This window comes from Opitutaceae bacterium, from assembly GCA_041395105.1.
In the GTDB taxonomy this organism is placed as follows: Bacteria; Verrucomicrobiota; Verrucomicrobiia; order Opitutales; family Opitutaceae; genus B12-G4.
Genome location: JAWLBB010000001.1, coordinates 533920 through 551558 on the forward strand (window position 1 = coordinate 533920; position 17639 = coordinate 551558).

General features: G+C 60.8%; 13 protein-coding genes. 3 read left to right on the plus strand and 10 right to left on the minus strand.

Annotated features, from left to right (window positions below):
- Window positions 1-115: 115 nt before the first annotated feature.
- Complete coding sequence (gene xseA / locus R3F07_02155; GenBank protein MEZ5275167.1) at window positions 116-1555, plus strand: exodeoxyribonuclease VII large subunit; 1440 nt, start codon at window positions 116-118, stop codon at window positions 1553-1555.
- A 238-nt stretch (window positions 1556-1793) separates the two neighbouring features.
- Here the strand turns inward: xseA and R3F07_02160 are convergent, their stop codons facing one another.
- The 6 genes from R3F07_02160 to R3F07_02185 all read right to left on the minus strand — a co-directional run bounded on the left by R3F07_02160 (window position 1794) and on the right by R3F07_02185 (window position 9185).
- Window positions 1794-2960: a Gfo/Idh/MocA family oxidoreductase gene (locus R3F07_02160; protein MEZ5275168.1), complete on the minus strand. Its 1167-nt coding sequence runs from the start codon at window positions 2958-2960 to the stop codon at window positions 1794-1796.
- Between the two features lie 769 nt (window positions 2961-3729).
- Entirely contained in the window at window positions 3730-4812 is a 1083-nt protein-coding gene (locus R3F07_02165; protein ID MEZ5275169.1) for a Gfo/Idh/MocA family oxidoreductase, read from the minus strand.
- A gap of 110 nt (window positions 4813-4922) precedes the next feature.
- Window positions 4923-5966, minus strand: a complete 1044-nt coding sequence (locus tag R3F07_02170) for a sugar phosphate isomerase/epimerase family protein (GenBank protein ID MEZ5275170.1) — start codon at window positions 5964-5966, stop codon at window positions 4923-4925.
- A gap of 159 nt (window positions 5967-6125) precedes the next feature.
- A complete protein-coding gene (locus R3F07_02175) occupies window positions 6126-7460 on the minus strand; it encodes a DUF1343 domain-containing protein (protein ID MEZ5275171.1) in 1335 nt (444 codons plus the stop codon).
- On the minus strand, window positions 7457-7969 hold the full coding sequence (locus R3F07_02180) for a DUF2062 domain-containing protein (GenBank protein MEZ5275172.1): 513 nt from the start codon (window positions 7967-7969) through the stop codon (window positions 7457-7459). Before R3F07_02180 ends, R3F07_02175 begins: the two co-directional genes overlap by 4 nt.
- 67 nt (window positions 7970-8036) lie before the next feature.
- Window positions 8037-9185, minus strand: coding sequence for a glycerate kinase (locus R3F07_02185; GenBank protein MEZ5275173.1), 1149 nt, complete (start codon window positions 9183-9185; stop codon window positions 8037-8039).
- A 144-nt stretch (window positions 9186-9329) separates the two neighbouring features.
- Here R3F07_02185 and R3F07_02190 point away from each other — a divergent pair, with 144 nt between their 5' ends.
- The gene (locus R3F07_02190; GenBank protein ID MEZ5275174.1) at window positions 9330-10631 is read left to right on the plus strand and encodes a DUF4038 domain-containing protein; all 1302 of its coding nucleotides are present in this window, start codon (window positions 9330-9332) and stop codon (window positions 10629-10631) included.
- Window positions 10632-10692: 61 nt separating this feature from the next.
- Here the strand turns inward: R3F07_02190 and R3F07_02195 are convergent, their stop codons facing one another.
- Window positions 10693-11493, minus strand: coding sequence for a hypothetical protein (locus tag R3F07_02195; protein MEZ5275175.1), 801 nt, complete (start codon window positions 11491-11493; stop codon window positions 10693-10695).
- A gap of 311 nt (window positions 11494-11804) precedes the next feature.
- On the opposite strand from R3F07_02195, the gene R3F07_02200 reads away from it, so the two are divergent.
- Complete coding sequence (locus R3F07_02200) at window positions 11805-12995, plus strand: hypothetical protein (protein ID MEZ5275176.1); 1191 nt, start codon at window positions 11805-11807, stop codon at window positions 12993-12995.
- A 27-nt stretch (window positions 12996-13022) separates the two neighbouring features.
- On the opposite strand, the gene R3F07_02205 is transcribed toward R3F07_02200, so the two are convergent.
- From R3F07_02205 to R3F07_02215, 3 genes are all read right to left on the minus strand, one after another.
- The gene (locus R3F07_02205; protein MEZ5275177.1) at window positions 13023-13715 is read right to left on the minus strand and encodes a hypothetical protein; all 693 of its coding nucleotides are present in this window, start codon (window positions 13713-13715) and stop codon (window positions 13023-13025) included.
- 130 nt (window positions 13716-13845) lie between these two features.
- Window positions 13846-15879 carry a sulfatase-like hydrolase/transferase gene (locus R3F07_02210; GenBank protein MEZ5275178.1) on the minus strand — a complete coding sequence of 678 codons (2034 nt, stop codon included), beginning with the start codon at window positions 15877-15879 and terminating at the stop codon, window positions 13846-13848.
- A gap of 170 nt (window positions 15880-16049) precedes the next feature.
- Window positions 16050-17606 carry an NAD(P)/FAD-dependent oxidoreductase gene (locus tag R3F07_02215; protein MEZ5275179.1) on the minus strand — a complete coding sequence of 519 codons (1557 nt, stop codon included), beginning with the start codon at window positions 17604-17606 and terminating at the stop codon, window positions 16050-16052.
- Window positions 17607-17639 lie beyond the last annotated feature (33 nt).

Here is a 17639-nt window from a genome sequence, read left to right on the forward strand (position 1 = left end):
CATGTCGCTTCGCTCGGCACGTGTTCGTCCTCCGCATCTTAAACCTTCCGTGTCCCCCATTCCTTCGTTACCTCCGTTCCTTCGAGTTATTCCCTCTCTTCCCGCCTGCCCGCCCATGACCACGACCGACGCCAGTCTCCGCGACATCCTTTCTGTTTCCGACCTCAATCTGAGGGTCAAAACCGTCCTGCAGCAATCCATCCCTCCGGCCTGGGTCCGCGGGGAAGTCTCCAATCTACGCAAGCAGTCGAGCGGTCACCTCTATTTCTCCCTCAAGGATGACAGAAGCCAGGTCTCGGCCGTCGCCTTTCGTGGCAATGCCATCCGCTTGGGACTCGATCTGCGGGACGGCATGCAGGTTATCGTCTACGGCGAACTCAGTGTCTATGAACCGCGGGGCGCCTATCAGTTGATTGTCCGGGCGGCGATTGAAGACGGGGTCGGCCGTCTCCAGATGGAGTTCGAACGGTTGAAAAAGCAACTTGCCGATGAGGGACTATTCGATGCCACCAGGAAGAAACCCCTGCCGACGCTCCCGCTGACCGTCGGATTCGTCACTTCACCGACCGGTGCCGCCGTTCAGGATTTTCTCAGGATCCTGCGCCGTCGCGAGTGGTCGGGAAGGGTGGTGGTGATACCGGTCAAGGTTCAGGGCGCCGGCGCCGGGGCGGAGATCGTCGAAGCACTGAATCTTGCTTCGCAACTCTGGATGACGCCCGACGGCAAGCTGGTCCGATCGGCTGCGGATGCGCCCGCAGCCGGATCCCATCGCTTCTTTGAACTCGTGGTGGTGGGCCGGGGCGGGGGCAGCATCGAGGACCTCTGGGCCTTCAATGAGGAAGCGGTGGCACGAGCCGTTGCCGCCTGCCCGATTCCCCTCATCTCGGCGGTCGGTCACGAGATCGATTTCACCTTGTCCGACTTTGCCGCCGATGTCCGGGCGGAGACGCCCTCGGCCGCGGCTGAATTGATTTCGTCGGGCTACCTTGAGATGGTTGAGCGCCTGAGTGCGGCGGGTGAATTCGTGGAAGAGGAGCTGGACCAGCGGCTACGGTCCCTTCGGGATCAGGTGAAGATCGTCGGCACCTCGCTGGAACTGCATTCCCCGGTCAATGCTCTCGAACGTGGATTCCTCAGGATCGACGATTTGCGCAACCGACTGGCGGGATCCATTCGCGAGAACATGCAAGGACTGCGCGAGCGTCTCCAGCGCGACCGGTCGCGCCTGGCCGAGGTCACTCCTGCCCCTCGAATCCATCTCCTGAAGCATCGGTTTGATACCTTGGGTCCCCGTCTCGAACGCGCCCTCGAAGTCAATCGTCAATTGAGAAACCGCCGATTGGAGCAGCTGGGCAAACACCTGATTTCGCTGGGCCCGGAATCCGTCCTCAAGCGCGGTTTTGCCATGGTCCGGGGAGCCAAGGGCAGGCTGGTTTCCCGGGCAGGGGAACTCACGGGTGGCGATCAGGTGGTGACCTGTTTCGCCGACGGCGAAGTGCCCATGGTGGTGGAAAGCCCCGCCACCACGAGCCCGAGCTTGGCCTCCGGCTCGTAGAGAGAGTGGCTGATCAGAGACGCGAGCGCATTTGTCTGTAGTCGCGGCAGTCTCTTGCCGCGCTTTCATGCCACTCCGCCCCAAGGGACTGGGGCGGCTACACTCTGAGAGCTTGTAGGGGCGTGCCTTGTGCGCGCCCTTCAGGGGCCTGATCAAGAGAATCTCGCCATCGCGGAAAGGCGCGCACAAGGCAAGCCTCCTACGGTGGAGGATTCGGGTTGAGCTTCGGTGCCGGGCGTCAGCCGACCATCTTTGTCCACTTCGCCTTCGATTTCGATGACTTCACCGCGGTGGCGATGAAGGCCATCCCGATGACACCGTCTTCAATGGTCGGGAAATCGTAGGATTTCTTCAGTTTCCGCCCCGAGATCTCGTCTTCGATGGCTTCAGCCGCGGCCAGGTAGACGTTGGCGAACGCTTCAATAAAGGCCTCCTGATGTCCGAACGGGAGCCGGCTGTATTTCTGGGCGATGGGCGAGAGGTAGCTGTTGCCGCGCCGCTTGATCGTTCGTGGCTGGTTGACCTCCTTCACGATCAATTCGTTGGGATGCTCCTGGTACCATTCGATTGAGCATTTCGTCCCGTAGACCCGGATGTTCAGGTTGTTCTCGTCGCCGTTGGATATCTGTGACGCGTAAAGAATGCCCTTGGCGCCCCCTTTGTAGCGGACGAGGATATTGCCGTCATCGTCGAGCTGACGTCCGGGGATGAAGGTCGACAGTTCCGCACACATCTCCTCGATCTCCAGCCCCGTGATGAAGCGGGCCAGGTTCTCCGCGTGCGTTCCGATATCCCCCATGCAGTTCGAGGCACCGGCCACATTCGGGTCCATCCGCCAATTGGCGATCTTGGCATCACCCTTGTCGCCAAGAGCGGTGATGGCATAGCCCTGGGGGTATTCAACCACGACTTTCAGGACCTTCCCGAGCTGGCCCGTGCGAATCATCTGCCGGGCCTCCTTGACCATGGGATAGCCGGTGTAGTTGTGGGTCAGGGCAAAGACCTTGCCCGATTTCTCCACCACCTTCTTGAGCGCCTTGGCTTCGGCCAGATTGAAGGCCAGTGGCTTGTCGCAGATCACATTGATCCCGGCTTCGAGGAATGTCTTGGCGATCGGGAAATGGGTGTTGTTGCGGGTGACGATGGAGACGAAGTCAATCCGCTCGCCCTTCGGAAGGGCGGCCTCGGCCGCCGCCATCGCCTCATAGGTGTCGTAAACCCGGGCCGGATCGAGAAAGAGATCGGCTCCGGATTCCTTGGAGACCTCGGGCCGGGAGGAGAAACATCCCGCAACCAGCTCGATGCGGCCGTCAAGATTGGCTGCCATGCGGTGGACGCCACCGATGAATGATCCGCGGCCGCCGCCGACCATGCCCATGCGAATTTTGCGATTCAGTTTTGCCATAGGGTTGTTTTATCCACGAAGGACACGAAGGGTCACGAAGAAATGGTTGGGGTTTTGAGTGATGGTTTTGGCCCACCAATTTGCACGAATTGTCACGAATGAAAACCCGTTGAATCGGAACCTGCAGGGTATGTTATCCCCGAAGGGCCACGAAGGTCACGAAGAAATGGTTGGGGATTGAGTGCTTGTTTTCGCGCAGAGACGCTGGGACGCCGAGGGATCCTGTTCTTTGGATAGGCCGGTTTTCTTGGAGAATTCCGAAGGTCGCTGAGCATGGCCGGAACCGATCCGGGATGGGAATCTCTTTCCATCAACCGTTCCTCAGCGTCTCTGCAGCTCAAGCGAAGCGGGCGCGAGTTACGTCAGGAGTCCGTCTCGCGCAGAGACTCTGGGGCGCCGAGGGGTGTTTGAGAACTGCAAAGAACGAAAGAACCAAAGACTTGGGTCGGGTTGATCAGGTTGAGAGGGGCTGCGAAGAATCCGGCCCTTCTGTGAATGGCGCATAGTCAAGGGTGCTTGTCGTTGTTTTGTCTCGGACAACCGTTGCGGCTGGCCGGGGACGTCCAACCCTACCACGGATGCTCTGATTTCGGTTGGTAGGGCGAGGGCCTCCGGACCCGCCGTCGAAGAGCAGTCAACACCTCGTTGGCCGATCCGACTCTTTCGCTGACTAAGCGCCATTCGCCCTTCGATTCTTTGGTTCTTTGGAGTTCTCCTGTCCGGTTTGGTAGGATGCGATGGTGACTACGGTTCGCCGTCCTCCGACTCCCTACCGGCACCGCACCGGCTTGCCGGTCCTTGCGGATTCATAGGTCGCGTCGATGATCTTCATCAGGGACAGGGCTTCGTCGGGCGTGTTCAGCGGCTTCTCCTTGCCCTCGATGGCGAGGACAAAGTTCATCGCCGACCGGACCCGGCCCATGGTCTCGTCCTGCGGGACGATGATCTGACGATTGACCGACCGGCCATGTTCCTGGACGTAGAGTTCGCAGGTATCGATTCCGGTCTCGTCGAGGCCGTCGCTTCCGAAAAGGCGCTGGACCATGCCGCCGGCTCCGGTGCCCTGGAAGACGACCGAGACCTCCTCGCGCTTGATCATCTCGGCCCAGGAGTTCTGCAGGGAGATCACCTGGCCTGTCTTGAACCTGACGAATCCGTGAACGGCGTTCTCGACATCGGTCACCCCCTTGGCCACATCCGGTATGCCCCAGGGGCCTTTGAAGGACTTGTCCGTGATGAACTCGGAAAAGGTCTGGGCCATCACGTATTCAGGTTCTGGATATCCCATGAAATACATGGCCAGGTCCAGCATGTGGAGGAGGTCGATGAGCGGGCCTCCGCCGCTGAGGGCCTTGTTCGTGAACCAGCCTCCGAAGCCGGGAATCCCCGTCCGGCGGATCCATTTGGCCTGGGCGGAATTGATCCGGCCGACCGTCCCGTTCCGGATATAGTCCATCATGGCGTAGGACTCCGGCCGGGCCCGGTTGTTGAAGTTGAACATCAGTTGACGCCGGGCCGTCTTGGCTGCCGCGATCAGGGTCTTGACCTCCCTGGCATTGAGGGCGGGCGGCTTCTCGCAGAAAACGTGCTTGCCCGCCTTGAGGGCCTTCAGGGCCAACGGAGCGTGGAATTTGTTGGGCACGATTATGGAGACGCCGTCGATCTTCGCCTCTTTCAACATGACCTCCGGGTCGGTGAAAACCTGGGGAATGCCGTTGGCATCAGCCGCCCGCCGGACGGCCGCTTCACTCACGTCGGCGATGGCGACGACTTCAGCGCCCGCCGCGCGGAATCCTTCCAGATGATAGCGCAGCATGCCGCCCGCGCCGATTACTCCGATTTTCTTGGCCATAGCCTGTTTTGGATTTTTCTGATGTAGCCGCGGCAGTCTCTTGCCGCGATCGATTCGATGGAAACGCCCCAAGAGACTGGGGCGGCTACCGGAAGACCGATGTGTCGTCCCTATTTCTTTCCCTTGTCGAAGGCGGCGTCGAAAGCCCGGGAACTTGACGGAAAATCGACACTGCGGACAAACGCGGCGGCTTCCGTGGCGCCGTGGACACGGTCCATCCGGATATCCTCCCACTCGACGGAGAGAGGACCGGCATACTTGATGTCGTTGAGGGCGACGATGATCTCCTCGAAGTCGATGTCTCCGTGCCCGAGAGAGCGGAAATCCCAGTAACGGCGTGCGTCACCGAAATCGGTATGCCCCCCAAAGACACCAACGGATCCGTCTCCGTGTCCCCACCAGACATCCTTCATGTGGACATGGTAGATCCGATCGGCAAAGGTCCGGAGGAACCGGACGTAGTCGACGCCCTGGTAGCCGAGGTGGGACGGATCGTAGTTGAAGCCGAACCGCCGGTGACCCTTGAGCGCCTTGAGCGCGCGCTCCGATGAAGCGATGTCGAATCCGATTTCGGTGGGGTGCACCTCAAGGGCGAAATTGACGTTCTCCTTTTCAAAGGCGTCCAGGATCGGGATGAACCGCTTCGCAAAATCCTCGAAGCCTTTCTCCAGGTAGGCCTGGTCGGTCGGCGGGAAAGCGTAAAGAGCGTGCCAGATCGAAGATCCGGTGAAGCCGTTGACGACGGCCGGAAAGTCGTCCTGCTTCCCGCGGCCGGGCTTGGCGTTGATGAAGTTGCGGCAGGCCTTGGCGGTCAGGGCGAGTTTCCTGGCGGCCCGTTTGCGAACCCCCTCGGGTTTTCCGTCGCCCCAGACATCGGCCGGCAGGATGGCCTTGTGGCGCTCGTCGATGACGTCGCAGACGGCCTGCCCGACCAGGTGGTTGGAAACCGCGAAGGCGGTCAGCCCATGGTCGAGCAGCAGCTCCCAACGCTCCTTGCAGTAGGTCTTGCTGCGAGCGGCCTTGTCGACCTCGAAGTGATCGCCCCAGCACGCGAGTTCGAGGCCGTCGTATCCCATTTCCTTGGCCATCGGGGCGAGTTCGGCCAGGGGAAGATCCGCCCATTGTCCGGTGAAAAGTGTAACTGGTCGTGGCATTTTCGTTCCTTTATTGGTGGTTCACTTGAAGGATCTGATTGAAGCGTTTCAACCTCTTGAGACGCAACCCATTTTGCACCCCGGCAGGACGCTTTGGCGGAATCATGATAGAGCGCAGTCCGCTTGTCCGGGATCGATTTCCCGGTCGGGCCGCCCGGATCAGCGGTACAACCAGAAGGCCCGGCTCTTTTCCTGGAAACTGCGGGCGGCCGCTTCCCAGGCTGTCACGAAGCCCGTGACGTCGACCGCCGCGCCGGATGCGATCAGACTCTCCCACCAGGCCGTCGATCCGACATGCTTGTTGAAGAGGTTGGCCTGCGAGGACGTGGCCTGCCGAAAGGGGTTGGGCGGATTCAGTTCACAGGCGATCTGCATCATCCAGAAACTCAACTCGGTCGGCCGCCAGATCGTCGCGTCAACCACCTCCACGTAGAGTCCCAGCCCCTGCTGTCCCTGGGTGTTGGTGAAGGCCCTTCGGGTAAAGCGGATGCCCGGGATCTGGCGTTGCCGGAGAGCCTTCTCCACCACCTCGATCGGTTGATCGCGGAAGGTGAGGATGCGGAAAGGATAATTGCCACCGACTCCGTGACGGAAACCACCGAGCTGGGCGCCCAGTCCTGTCATGGCATAGCCGACCACCGCCTCGTAGGTTGGAATATTGGGCGAGGTTGGCGTCCAGACCAATCCGGTGTCCGGCCAGGTCATGCTCCGGCTCCACCCGCGCATCGGGACCACCGTGATCCGCCCCCTTGTCCGGTCGGCCTCGGCGATGTTGAGCACGCCGGGAACACTGGCGGAGATGCGGGCGAGCTCTCCGATCGTCAGCCCATGTACGTAGGGTATCTGGAAGGCACCGACGTAGCTCAGCCACTCCTTGTCCATGGGCGGACCATTAACCTTCCAGCCGCCGAGCGGGTTTGGCCGGTCGAGCACAATCACTTCGACCCCGTTCTCGAAACAGGCCTCGATGGCATAACGCATGCAACTGATATAGGTGTAGGACCGGACCCCCAGATCCTGAAGGTCGATGACGAGGGCATCGATCCGGGAAAGCATCTCCGGAGACGGCTTCCGGTAGCGTCCGTAGAGCGAATAGACCGGCAGGTTGGTCTTCGGGTCGATCTGGTCGTCGATCGGCTGATCGGCCTTTTCGTTGCCGTAGATTCCGTGCTCGGGCCCGAAGAGGGCCACCAGATTGTTACCCGGATCCCGACGGATGATATCAATCGTGCTCATCCCGAAACGGTTTCTTCCCGCAGGGTGGGTGAGGAGTCCGACCCTTTTGCCCTTCAGGATTGCGAACTGTTGCTGCTCGAGGACGTCGATGCCCAGTAGGACTCCGCCGGGCTGCGGTGCGGTCACGGGTTGGATGGGCCGAGTCGGCGTGGTGGCGAGACGCGCAGAGCCGGAGGCGGAAACGGCCGAGAGACAGACCAGCAGGTGAAGGCAGATGACTGTCAGTCGGCGATTGTCCAGGAAAAGGGAGGGGGTCACGACTTGGCAGAATCCGGTTTTTGGCCGGAAGCGGAAGGTTTATTTTCAGGAACGTCGGCCGGTGGTTTGATCAGGATCTGCTTCTCGTAGAGAATGAAGCGGTAGACGAGATCGAGGACCAACCCGGTGGCGAGACCGCAGACGATGCCGCCGAGCACAAGTGCATAGGCCGCTGCCCCGACCCGTGAGCCGTGGGGATGCAAGCCGGTGGATTGAATCAGCCACTCGCCGACTTTCAAGGTGGTCAGGTAGAGCGGGGCGATCGTCACCGGGTTGGTGATGAACTGGATCGCGATCATGACCGGCAGATTGGCCCGGAAGGCGACGGCCGCGAGCAGGGCGAGGGGAATCTGAAACCCGTAGGTCGGCAGGAAGGCCATGACCGCGCCGGCGTAGCAGGCGACGGAAACTTCGGCCTGACGAAATGACCAGAGGTAGGGTCTCTTGCGGGCTTGGGCGGAGAAGAGCTTGAGAATGGGATACCGATGGATGTTTGTCCTCCGCGGCAAGGGACGAAGGAAACGCTTGAAACGCCTCCGTCGTTCCCGCCGTCTGTCGTGGTCGGAATGCGGCATCTCAAACGACCCGGTTGACGGTGGAAACGAGATTGCCGGCCGCTTCCTTCAGCGCGACGTTCAAGGGCAGATCGACCGGGGAAATGGCGTGGAGTCCTGCCTCGCTCCGCAGCCCATCCTCGATGCTTCCGGCAAAAACGAGGGTCCGTTTTCCGCGTGCCAGAGCCTGTGCCACAACCTCCCCGGGACCTTTGCCCTCGAGCGAACTGTGGTCGAATCGTCCTTCTCCCGTGATGACCATGTCCGCCTTCTCAATCCGATCCTTCAGCCGAAGCCAGGCGGTCATCAAATCGGCACCCGAGACCAGCCGCGCCCCGGTCGCGGCCATAAGCCCGAAGGATATACCACCCGCGGCCCCAGCCCCGGGTTGCGCCTGGAGCGACCTTCGGCATCCCAGATGATCACAGAGGAGATCCGCCATCCGTTTCATCCCGGCTTCCATATTGGGCAGGTCGGCCGCAGTCAGGCCCTTCTGGGGGCCGAAAACGGCCGAAGCTCCGCGCTCGCCGAGAAGGGGGTTGTCGACGTCGCAGGCAATCCAGATGAGGGGCAGGTCCGATGCGAGGGCTCCCTCAATCCGGTCGATCCGCTTCCAATTCCCGGGAGTGGGCGAGGTGACCGGGCGACCGTCGGCTTGAAGGAACTTCAATCCCAAGCCGGAAAGGGCGCCGAAGCCGAGATCGTTGGTGGCACTGCCGCCGACTCCGAGGAGAATCCCGACCGCTCCCGACTCGGCTGCGGCCCGGATCAGTTCTCCGGTTCCGACGGTAATTGTTTTCCAAGGGTTCCGCTTTTCGCCGGGAACGAGGGCGAGACCGTTGACCGAAGCCATCTCGATCAGGGCAAGCCGACCGGAATCGGGCAATCCGGGCAGGAGCGTCCTGGCTTCTGCGGGAAGGTTATCGATCTCGATCAGACCGTATTCGCCTTGGCGTGATTCCAGAAAGGGCCCGGACGCAGTGACTTTCCGCAATTCACCCTGGGCCGAGTGCGTCAGGATACGGCCAAAGCCGTCACCACCATCGGTCAGAGGAGCCGAATCTATGGACCAATCCGGGTGCCTGTTCCGGATGGCACCGGCGGTCAGGCGGCACGCCTCGTCGGCATTCATCGAGTCCTTGAACTTGTCGAAAGCGATCAGCACACGCACAGCGTCCGATCATCCGGCCTGGGCAGATCAGATCGAGCCAATTCGAAATTCCTGCAGATTCCGGTGAAAAAGCTCGTGTGAAACACCTGCGAAACCCTCTGATTTTGGGTTGTGAAGGCGTTTATTCTGACGATCGTTGGTTCTATGACTCTTTCAGTCCCAACCGACGGGGAGGAGACTCGGTTTGACGTCCATGGCCGGGTTCAGGTTTCGGATAACCGGCGTCACCTGCAGCATGAGGACGGCACCCCGTTCTTCTGGCTGGCGGACACCGCTTGGAATGGGCCGCTCCTCGCCAGTGAGGAAGACTGGGACCTCTACCTCAAGGACCGCGCGACCAAAGGGTTTACCGCGATTCAGTTCGTCGCGCACGCTCCCTGGCGCGCCGCAGAAAAGGACGCGGACGGCCGGACCGCCTGGCTCGGGCGGACGGATCCCACCATCAATCCGGCGTTCTACGACCGTGTTGAGAAATTCGTCAAAGCAATCAACGACCACAACATGCTGGCGGCGCCGATCCTCATGTGGACCTGCACCCCGGACGATCCCGGCCAGTATCTCAGTGAAGAAGCCATCATTCCGATTGTCCGGTATGAGATCGAGCGTCTCAAGAAATACCAGGTGCTTTGGATTCTGGCCGGTGACGGCAACTACGTCGACGAACTCGGAGCCAAATGGCGCCGGATCGGTCGGCAGATATTCCCGCCCACCCGCGACAAGACCCCGGTCGCCATGCACCTCTGCGGGATGAACCTTCCCTACAAGGAACTCTCGACCGAACCCTGGCTGGATATCTGGGGCTACCAGAGCGGACACGGCGATGACAATGCAACCCTCGCGTGGATCCATTCGGGCCCGGTTGCCTTCTCTTGGCCTGAGGATACCCGGCGGGCTTTCATCAATTTCGAGCCGCCCTACGAGGGCCATCGCGCCTACCAATCCGGCGAACCGCACTCGGACTTCAGCGTTCGACGGGCGGCCTACTGGAGCCTGCTCAATGCGCCGACTGCGGGCGTGACCTACGGGGCCCAGGGCATCTGGAGTTGGCAGACCGAGGCGGGGGAACCACTCAATCACGAGGGCACGGGCATCGCCCCGCCCTGGCATGAGGCCCTGCAGCTTCCGGGCAGCAGCCAGATGGGCATTCTGGCCGGCATCTTCAATGAAATCCGTTGGTGGCAACTTCGGCCCAACGGTGATCTCCTGCGGGACCAGCCGGGAATGCTCGATCCCAGGGCCTACATTTCAACAGCACAGACTCCGAACGAATCCGCCGTTGTGCTCTACCTGCCGCTCGGTGGTCGGGTCGCGCTGAACTCCACCCTGGCAAACCGGACCGGGACACGGTTCGACCCCCGAAAAGGTGACCGGCAGCTGGTCACCGTCGATGCCAATGCCGACCTCGATACGCCGGCGGATCAGGACTGGGTGGTTGTTTTGGATTAATGGGGTCAGGCCGCTTCTTATATTTGATTCAAAATCATATACAAAAAGCGGCCTGACCCCATTAGGATTCGTCCGGATCGACGGTCCGGTGCTCGTGGTTCTTCAGGTGCTCCTCACAATAGCACGCCGCACCCGCGCATTGGGAGCAGTAGCGGAAGTCTTCCGTCGGGTGGGTCAGATCGGTCTTGCCGCAGACCAGGCAGGTATGCCGGGGCTGGGATGCCAGACGCGCTCTTTCCTTTCGGACCGTCTGCTGGCGCTTCCCCCGCTGAACATACTGAATCAGGTCACGCCCGAAAAAGAGCAGGAAATTCAAGACAGAGGCCGCCACCGAAAGCCTCACGGACATGGGCCCGACTACGAACTGGAAAACGTAAAACACCCATGCCACCAACGCCAGCCACTTGATCTTGATCGGGAGGATGAAGAAGAGGGCGAGTTCGAAGTTCGGATTGAGCCAGGCGAAGGCAAGGAAGACCGAACCGGCCAGAAAGGCATTTGAAGCCCACCCGTAGGGCGTGACAAACGCCGCCAGCACCGTCGCCAGCCAGCCGATGAGCAGAAAGAGGTTGTAGCGGGCGGTGCCCCAATAGTGCTCGAGGGCGTTGCCCATGATATAGAAGATGTACCAGGCAAAGGCGATGAAGACGGGATGGGCGTTAGGGGGCACGAAAAGAAAAGTGACCACCCGCCAGATCTCACCTTTGAGGACCAGTGCCGGCAGGAGGGCGATATTGCCCAGACTGTACTGTCCGACAAAGGAAGCGCCGAATGCAAAGACCTGCCCGATGATCAGGTAGAGCGTGATGTTCGGGATGGCGATGGGCCGGATGAGCTTTTCCAGGCGGTCGAGAGGCGACATGGTTCGGTCAGGATGCAATAGGCGGGTGAAAGCCAGAAAGCAAAGACGAGAAGCCTGGTCTTGAAAAGGATCAATGCCCCGTTTCCCCGGAGGTTCCCCCGCGACCGGCCCCACGTTTGCCCGTCCGGCAACCACGGCCAATTTGTAACATAATACGTTACAAATTAGAAATCCTCTTCTGTCCAATGGCCATTTTGTAACGTATTACGTTACAAAAGAGGGCAGGGTGATCAGGCATCTTGCCGGTTCTTGCGCTTGATGTGGGGATCTGGTTGGTTCGTGGGGTGCCGGGCATGCCATTCATTGTTTGGATGATTTCGATCTTTGGATTCGTGGGGATTTCCGTGATCCCGGTCGGAGCCGATTGCCTGAAGCCGGTTCTGAACTCGGTCTTTCCACCGGAGCTTCCTTTAGGGGTGGAGAGGGAGCTGGCGTCGGTCACGTTGTTTGGTGAAGACCTCGGATTTGATCCCGTCTGGCAGAATCCGGGCGAATCGTCCCGATGTCATTCCCAGGTCTGGGTTCGCCGGAAGGACGGGCGTGAGGACTCGTGGGTCGTGGCGGCCGAGGACGCCGGGTTGGAAGCGGAGGGTGTGGTGCTCGGTGAAGGGAGTCAGGGCTGGGTTCGCGTCGATTTTCACAATTCGGACTGGTGGGAATCACCAGGGTCTCTCGAGTTTGTCGTGATTCGGGGATCCCTGAGGACTGACGGCACCTTGCTGGAGACCGGTCGATCTGACGTTCGCGAGATCCCGATTGTTGGATCCATCTCCTACCGTTTGACGGTCGATTCAGTGACCCCCCCCGCCGTCCCTCCGGGCAGCCCGCCGACGATCGTGACTTTGAAGGGCCTGTTCACATGGGAGACCGAGGTCTGGATGGACGGCAGGATCATCCCGGATGCCAGCGTTCACCCCGGGCACGGGACGGTCCGGGTGAAGCTGTCGGCCGATCAGTTGACGCGACCGGGTCGGGTTACCTTTCTCCTGCGGGATAGCGCGGGAGCCGTTTCCCAGGGAATCCCATTTCACATTGAGGAACCGACCCGGATCACGAAAATCAGTCCCAAGGAATTGAAGACTTCGCGGGTTGGGCAGACGGTGAAGGTCAGGTTTGAGGGAGCTGAACCGGAGCGTGCGGAATTCCGGTTTCAACCCGAGGTCCGCCAGGCACCCACTGCCACGGCTCCTCAGCTGGAGGACTTCTCGGAAGGGTTTTCCAAGGGCAAGCAGGTTCGGTCTGAATCGGTGGAGGCAGGTTCCATCCTGACGGTATGGCGTTCAGTCGAGTTTGTGGTTCGGAAAAATGAAGTCCGATTCCCAGTCGATTCCGAGTATCTCCCGGCGCCGGGTGCACTGATCATCCGCCTTTCCGGACGGACCGGCGAACAGGCCGCCGTCATCCCGGTAGTCGGTGAGGGAGCAACAATCCTGCTGACGCCGACTCCTTCGGGTGGCCCTCCCGAGATGGATCACAGGTTCTCCGATCGGCCGAAGTACTGATCGTCTTGGCGAGTCGGCTCCGGTTCCCTATGGGTGGGGTGTGAAGATCTCGAGGCCGGTCGAGCGGAGGGCCAGGGCTGGGTCCTCGACGGTGCCGTAATGCGGGTTCCTCCCCAGTGAAAGCTCATCGGCGGTGGAGACACCGTCCTGATCCGGATCGTCGGCCGGTCCATGAACGATGGTGGCGAACCAGCTCAGCTCCAGATCGTCGTCGAGAGCATCCGCGTCGCGATCGCGGATGAAGCGCTCGGCAGTGAGGCGGAAAAAGCGCGGTTGATCGTTCGAAAGTCCGTCGATTTCGATCCAAGCGAACGGAGATGGGTCGCTGGAGACCGTGCGAGCCGAAGGATCGTCTACCGGATTCCATTCCTCCAGATCCTCGGAAGACTCCAGGAGGCAGGACGCATCATCCGCGACCATTCCGTTTCGGTAGCGAACGAAGACTCGATTGCCGACCTGCTCGAGTTCGATGGGAGTCCCCGCCGGTTCCCGGGGTGAAAGGCCGAGAGCGTAACGGAGAAGATTGGGCAGACCGTCGTGCTGGAGTTCCCGGGAATCATCGGAGGTTCCGTTGCGGAGTTCATCGGATGAAAAGTGGGCGATTTTCCACTCGACGAGATTCGTGGGAGGCTCGTCATCTTGTCCACTCTGGGCCGTCAGAAGGGAGCCCGTCCAACCCACGCTCAGGGCGATGAGACAGGTGCGGGTGACCGGGATCATGAGAGCAGGATTTCCCCGAGGTGATCCGGGTCAACCGAAAGATCCACGGTTGCAACCCGTTCAGGGAGATAGTGATGGCGGAGTCAGGGATTTTCCCGAATGCCGGGAAGGGGGCGGTTGGGGCTTCCGGCTAATTGGAACTCAAAGTCGCGACGTTTCCCGGCTGGTCCGCTATCGCTCCCGGCGTGGCGAATTCCGAAATCTCCTGCGGAGTGAGGGCGTTGTAGAGTCCGTTGTGAAACATATAGCTGGCCGTCTGGTAAAAGCTGACCGCCTCGTTGGTTCCGTATTCCGTCGGGTCCTTGGGAATCTGAGCGAAGCTCTTCATGTCGATCGAGAAAGCGACGTTTTCACGCATCGGTTTGAGGACCGTGAGTTCGCCTGCTTCAAGGTGTCCGAGCTTCTGGTAGTTTCCGACCAGAGCATGGGCTTCCGCCGGATCGACCCTCCGAACATCGTGACCGAAGAACCGACTGGGATAGCTCCAGTTGAGCAGGCCGAGCAGGGTCGGCGCATAGTCCATCTGGCTGCTCAACGTGGTGATGTGTCCGGGGGCGATCTGGCCGCCCGGCGCGTAGATGATCAGTGGAATATGGTAGTTCCTGAGCGGTACGTCGGTGCGCCCGGCGCTGGATCCGCAATGGTCGGCGACAATGACGAACACCGTATCCTTGAACCAGGGCTTGGCTGACGCTTCACGGATGAACCGATCGATTGCGAAATCCGTGTATTTCACGCCGCCCGCACGTCCCGAGGCCTTGGAGGGAAGATCGATCCTGCCGTCCGGGTAGGTGAAGGGGCGATGGTTGGACGTGGTCATGACGAAGAAGTGGAAGGGTTTCCCGGATTCGTGGACGGTATCCGCCTCCCGCATCGTCCAGCGGAAGAGGTCTTCGTCGCAGGCGCCCCAGACATTGGCAAAGGTTATATCGCCGTCAGCCACATCGCTGCGGTCAATCACCCGGTAGCCATTGTGGGCGAAAAAGTAATTCATATTGTCGAAGTAACCGTGTCCGCTGTAGATGAACGCGTTCTCGTAACCTCGGGTGCGCAGGATGGATCCAAGGCTGAACAGATTTTCGTTGTGCGGCCGCTTGACGATCGACCGACCCGGGGTGGGCGGAAGTGAGAGGGTCAGGGCTTCCATCCCGCGAACCGTCCGGGTCCCGGTGGCGTAGAAATTGTCGAAGAGAAGACTCTTCGAAGCGAGCTCGTCGAGATGAGGCGTCCAGTCGGACTCCGGATTGAAGATCCCCAAGAATTCGGCACTGAGGCTTTCGACCGTGATCTGGATGATGTTGGGATGTAGCTCCGGCCCGGGATTCACGATGGATCGCAGGGAATCTTCGGATTCCGGATTGGTCAGAACGGATCCGTCCTCCACCAATTCCTCCCTGAGGTTGGCAAAAGCGGAGACCTGGGGAAGGGTTGTATAAAACTCACCATATGGAAGTTCGTTGCTGAAATAGGCCGCAAAGAGCGCCCATGTCCCGTTCTGCGCGAGCTCCCGGTTGAAGTTGTTGTGGAACCGTGGAAGCCAATGGGAGGAAAGGATGAGCCCGAAAGACAGCGCCGTGGCAAAGCAGAGGATTCCGGTGGACAGCCGCTTGCGAATCGATGAGTGCTCGCTCTGCAACCAGATTGCCGGAAGTCCGGTCCGGTGAATCAACCAGAAGCTCAGGGCCGAGCCGGAAACGATGCCGGTGAGGATCAGCGGCATCGGGTAGGATTCCCAGATATTGCCGAGGACTTCGCTGGTGTAGGCCAGGTAGTCGACCGCGATGAAGTTGAAGCGGACGCCGAACTCGTCCCAGAAGAACCACTCGCAGATCGCCCCAAAGGCCATCAGGTTGAGCATGGCGAAGACCAGGACGAAGAACCCGAGGCGGATCCACCGGTTGTGGAAGGCATTCGCCGGAAGAATGGTCAGGATGACAATCAGTGGCAGGGACAACCAGGCAGCGGCCCCGAGATCATAGAGGAGACCCCATCCGAAGGCGGCGATGAGACTGAGATCCCAGGTCACGTCGTGTCTGGCCAACTCGAGGAGGGCCAGCCGAGTCGCGAGAGAGAGAATCAGCGAGATGCCGAGGAAGAGAATGAGGGCGCCGAAGCGGCCACTCAGCCATCTCGACACGGTTTTCCGGGCGGGGGGCGGTGTCATGCTTGAAATTGCCTTAGACTCGTTGGGAGCACGATTCGTTGAAGAGTATCTGGTGAAATCTCTCGATCTCCCCGGACAATGGGACTCCTCCAGCCGGCTATTGATCGAATTCGCGAGAGTGGTGGTTTACCAGCCCGCGATGACTGCGGCAGGGAGACCTTCCTTGTCGGTCATGGCTCCACGTTTTTGGAAATTCCGAGGTCCTTGAGGATCTCGTGAGCGGCATTGTGGCCGGGCATGCCGGTCACCTCACCGCCGGGATGCTGGCTGGAACCACCGAGATAGAGTCCTTTGATCGGGGTCCGGTAGCCGGCCAGTTCCGGCAGGGGGCGGTTGAACATGAGCTGTTCGGGATTGTGCTGGATATGCCAGATGCAGCCGTCGGTCAGGCCGACCTCCCGTTCCAGATCGAGCGGTGTCCGGAGCTTGTGGTGGAGAATCGATTTTCGGAAATTCGGGGCGTATTCCGTGATCTGGTCGATCAGTCGGTCGGCAACCGCTTCCCGGTGGTCATCCCAGGAACCTTTCGCCAGGCGGGCTGGTGCGGGGTAGACATAGAGCGAGGCGGTGTGGCCTCCATTCGGCGCGAGGGAGGGGTCGCGCATGGAAGGGACATTGAAGCTGAGCATCGGGCGGGCGGCGGGACGTCCGGCCTCCAGATCGGCATAGGCACGGGTCACGCCGTCCCGGGACATTTCGAGCTGAACCGAGCCGCAGTGGGGCAGATCGGGGTCGCCATCCCACCCGGTCCATTGGGGCAGTTCGCTGATCGCAGCCAGCAACTTCAGGCAGCTGACATGCGAGTTGAGACCTTCGATCCGTTTCCGAATCGAAGGGTCAATGGCATCGGGAGCGAGGAGCTTGAGGAGGGCCGTCTTGACATCGGTCGCCGCGAGGACGACCGGCGACTCGACGGCCTGCCCGTCGGTCAGCTCCAGCCCGGACACGACTCCGTGGCGGGTGGTGATGCGTTTCACCGGCGCCGAAGCGTGGATATCGACCCCGGCGTCCTCGGCGGCGAGTCGGATCCGGGCGGCGAGCTCCCCCATCCCGCCCCGGACGAAGCCATTCAGGGGGCGTTCCCCGGATTCGGTATCGGGCTGGGTGATGGCGTTGTAGACGAAGATGAAGCCGATGGGGTCCCGGGTCACCGCGGAGAATTCGAGCGCATGGCGCTCGCGGAGTCGCTGAGTGGGCAGGAAATGATCCTGCAGATCCCAGAGGTGCCGGGTCAGGGCCATCTCGAGCGGTTCTTCGGCCGGTGTCCCGCGGGCGGCAGAGCGCAACTCGCTCAGGCTGGGGGGTGGGCGAAGCCGGAACGGAGCCGCCAGGGTGAACAGACTCTGCTTGAAGGCCTCGTAGCGGTCGAGACCGGCTCTCTCCTCCGCTGAGAGCTTCGACCGGGCCGATCGGTGGTTCGGAAGATCGAGGGCCGGCGTCGTGTCGTAGGTGCCGTCGGGGCGCAGGATGATGACATCATCGCGGGGCACGACCTCAAGTCCACGTTCGCGCAGCTGCAGGTCCCGCATCACCCTGGGAGAAAACGCATGGAGGAGGTGGGCACAGGTTGAGAAGCGGAAGCCGGGCCAGAGTTCTTCCGTCTGCATGGCACCACCGGTGTGGGACCGGCTCTCGAAGACATCCACCCGGAACCCGGCGCGGGCGAGGTAGGTGGCGGCGACGAGGCCGTTGTGTCCGGCTCCGATGATGGCGATGTCGGTCTTCATGGGAAGGAGGGGATTGTGGGGGTTGTCGGCAGA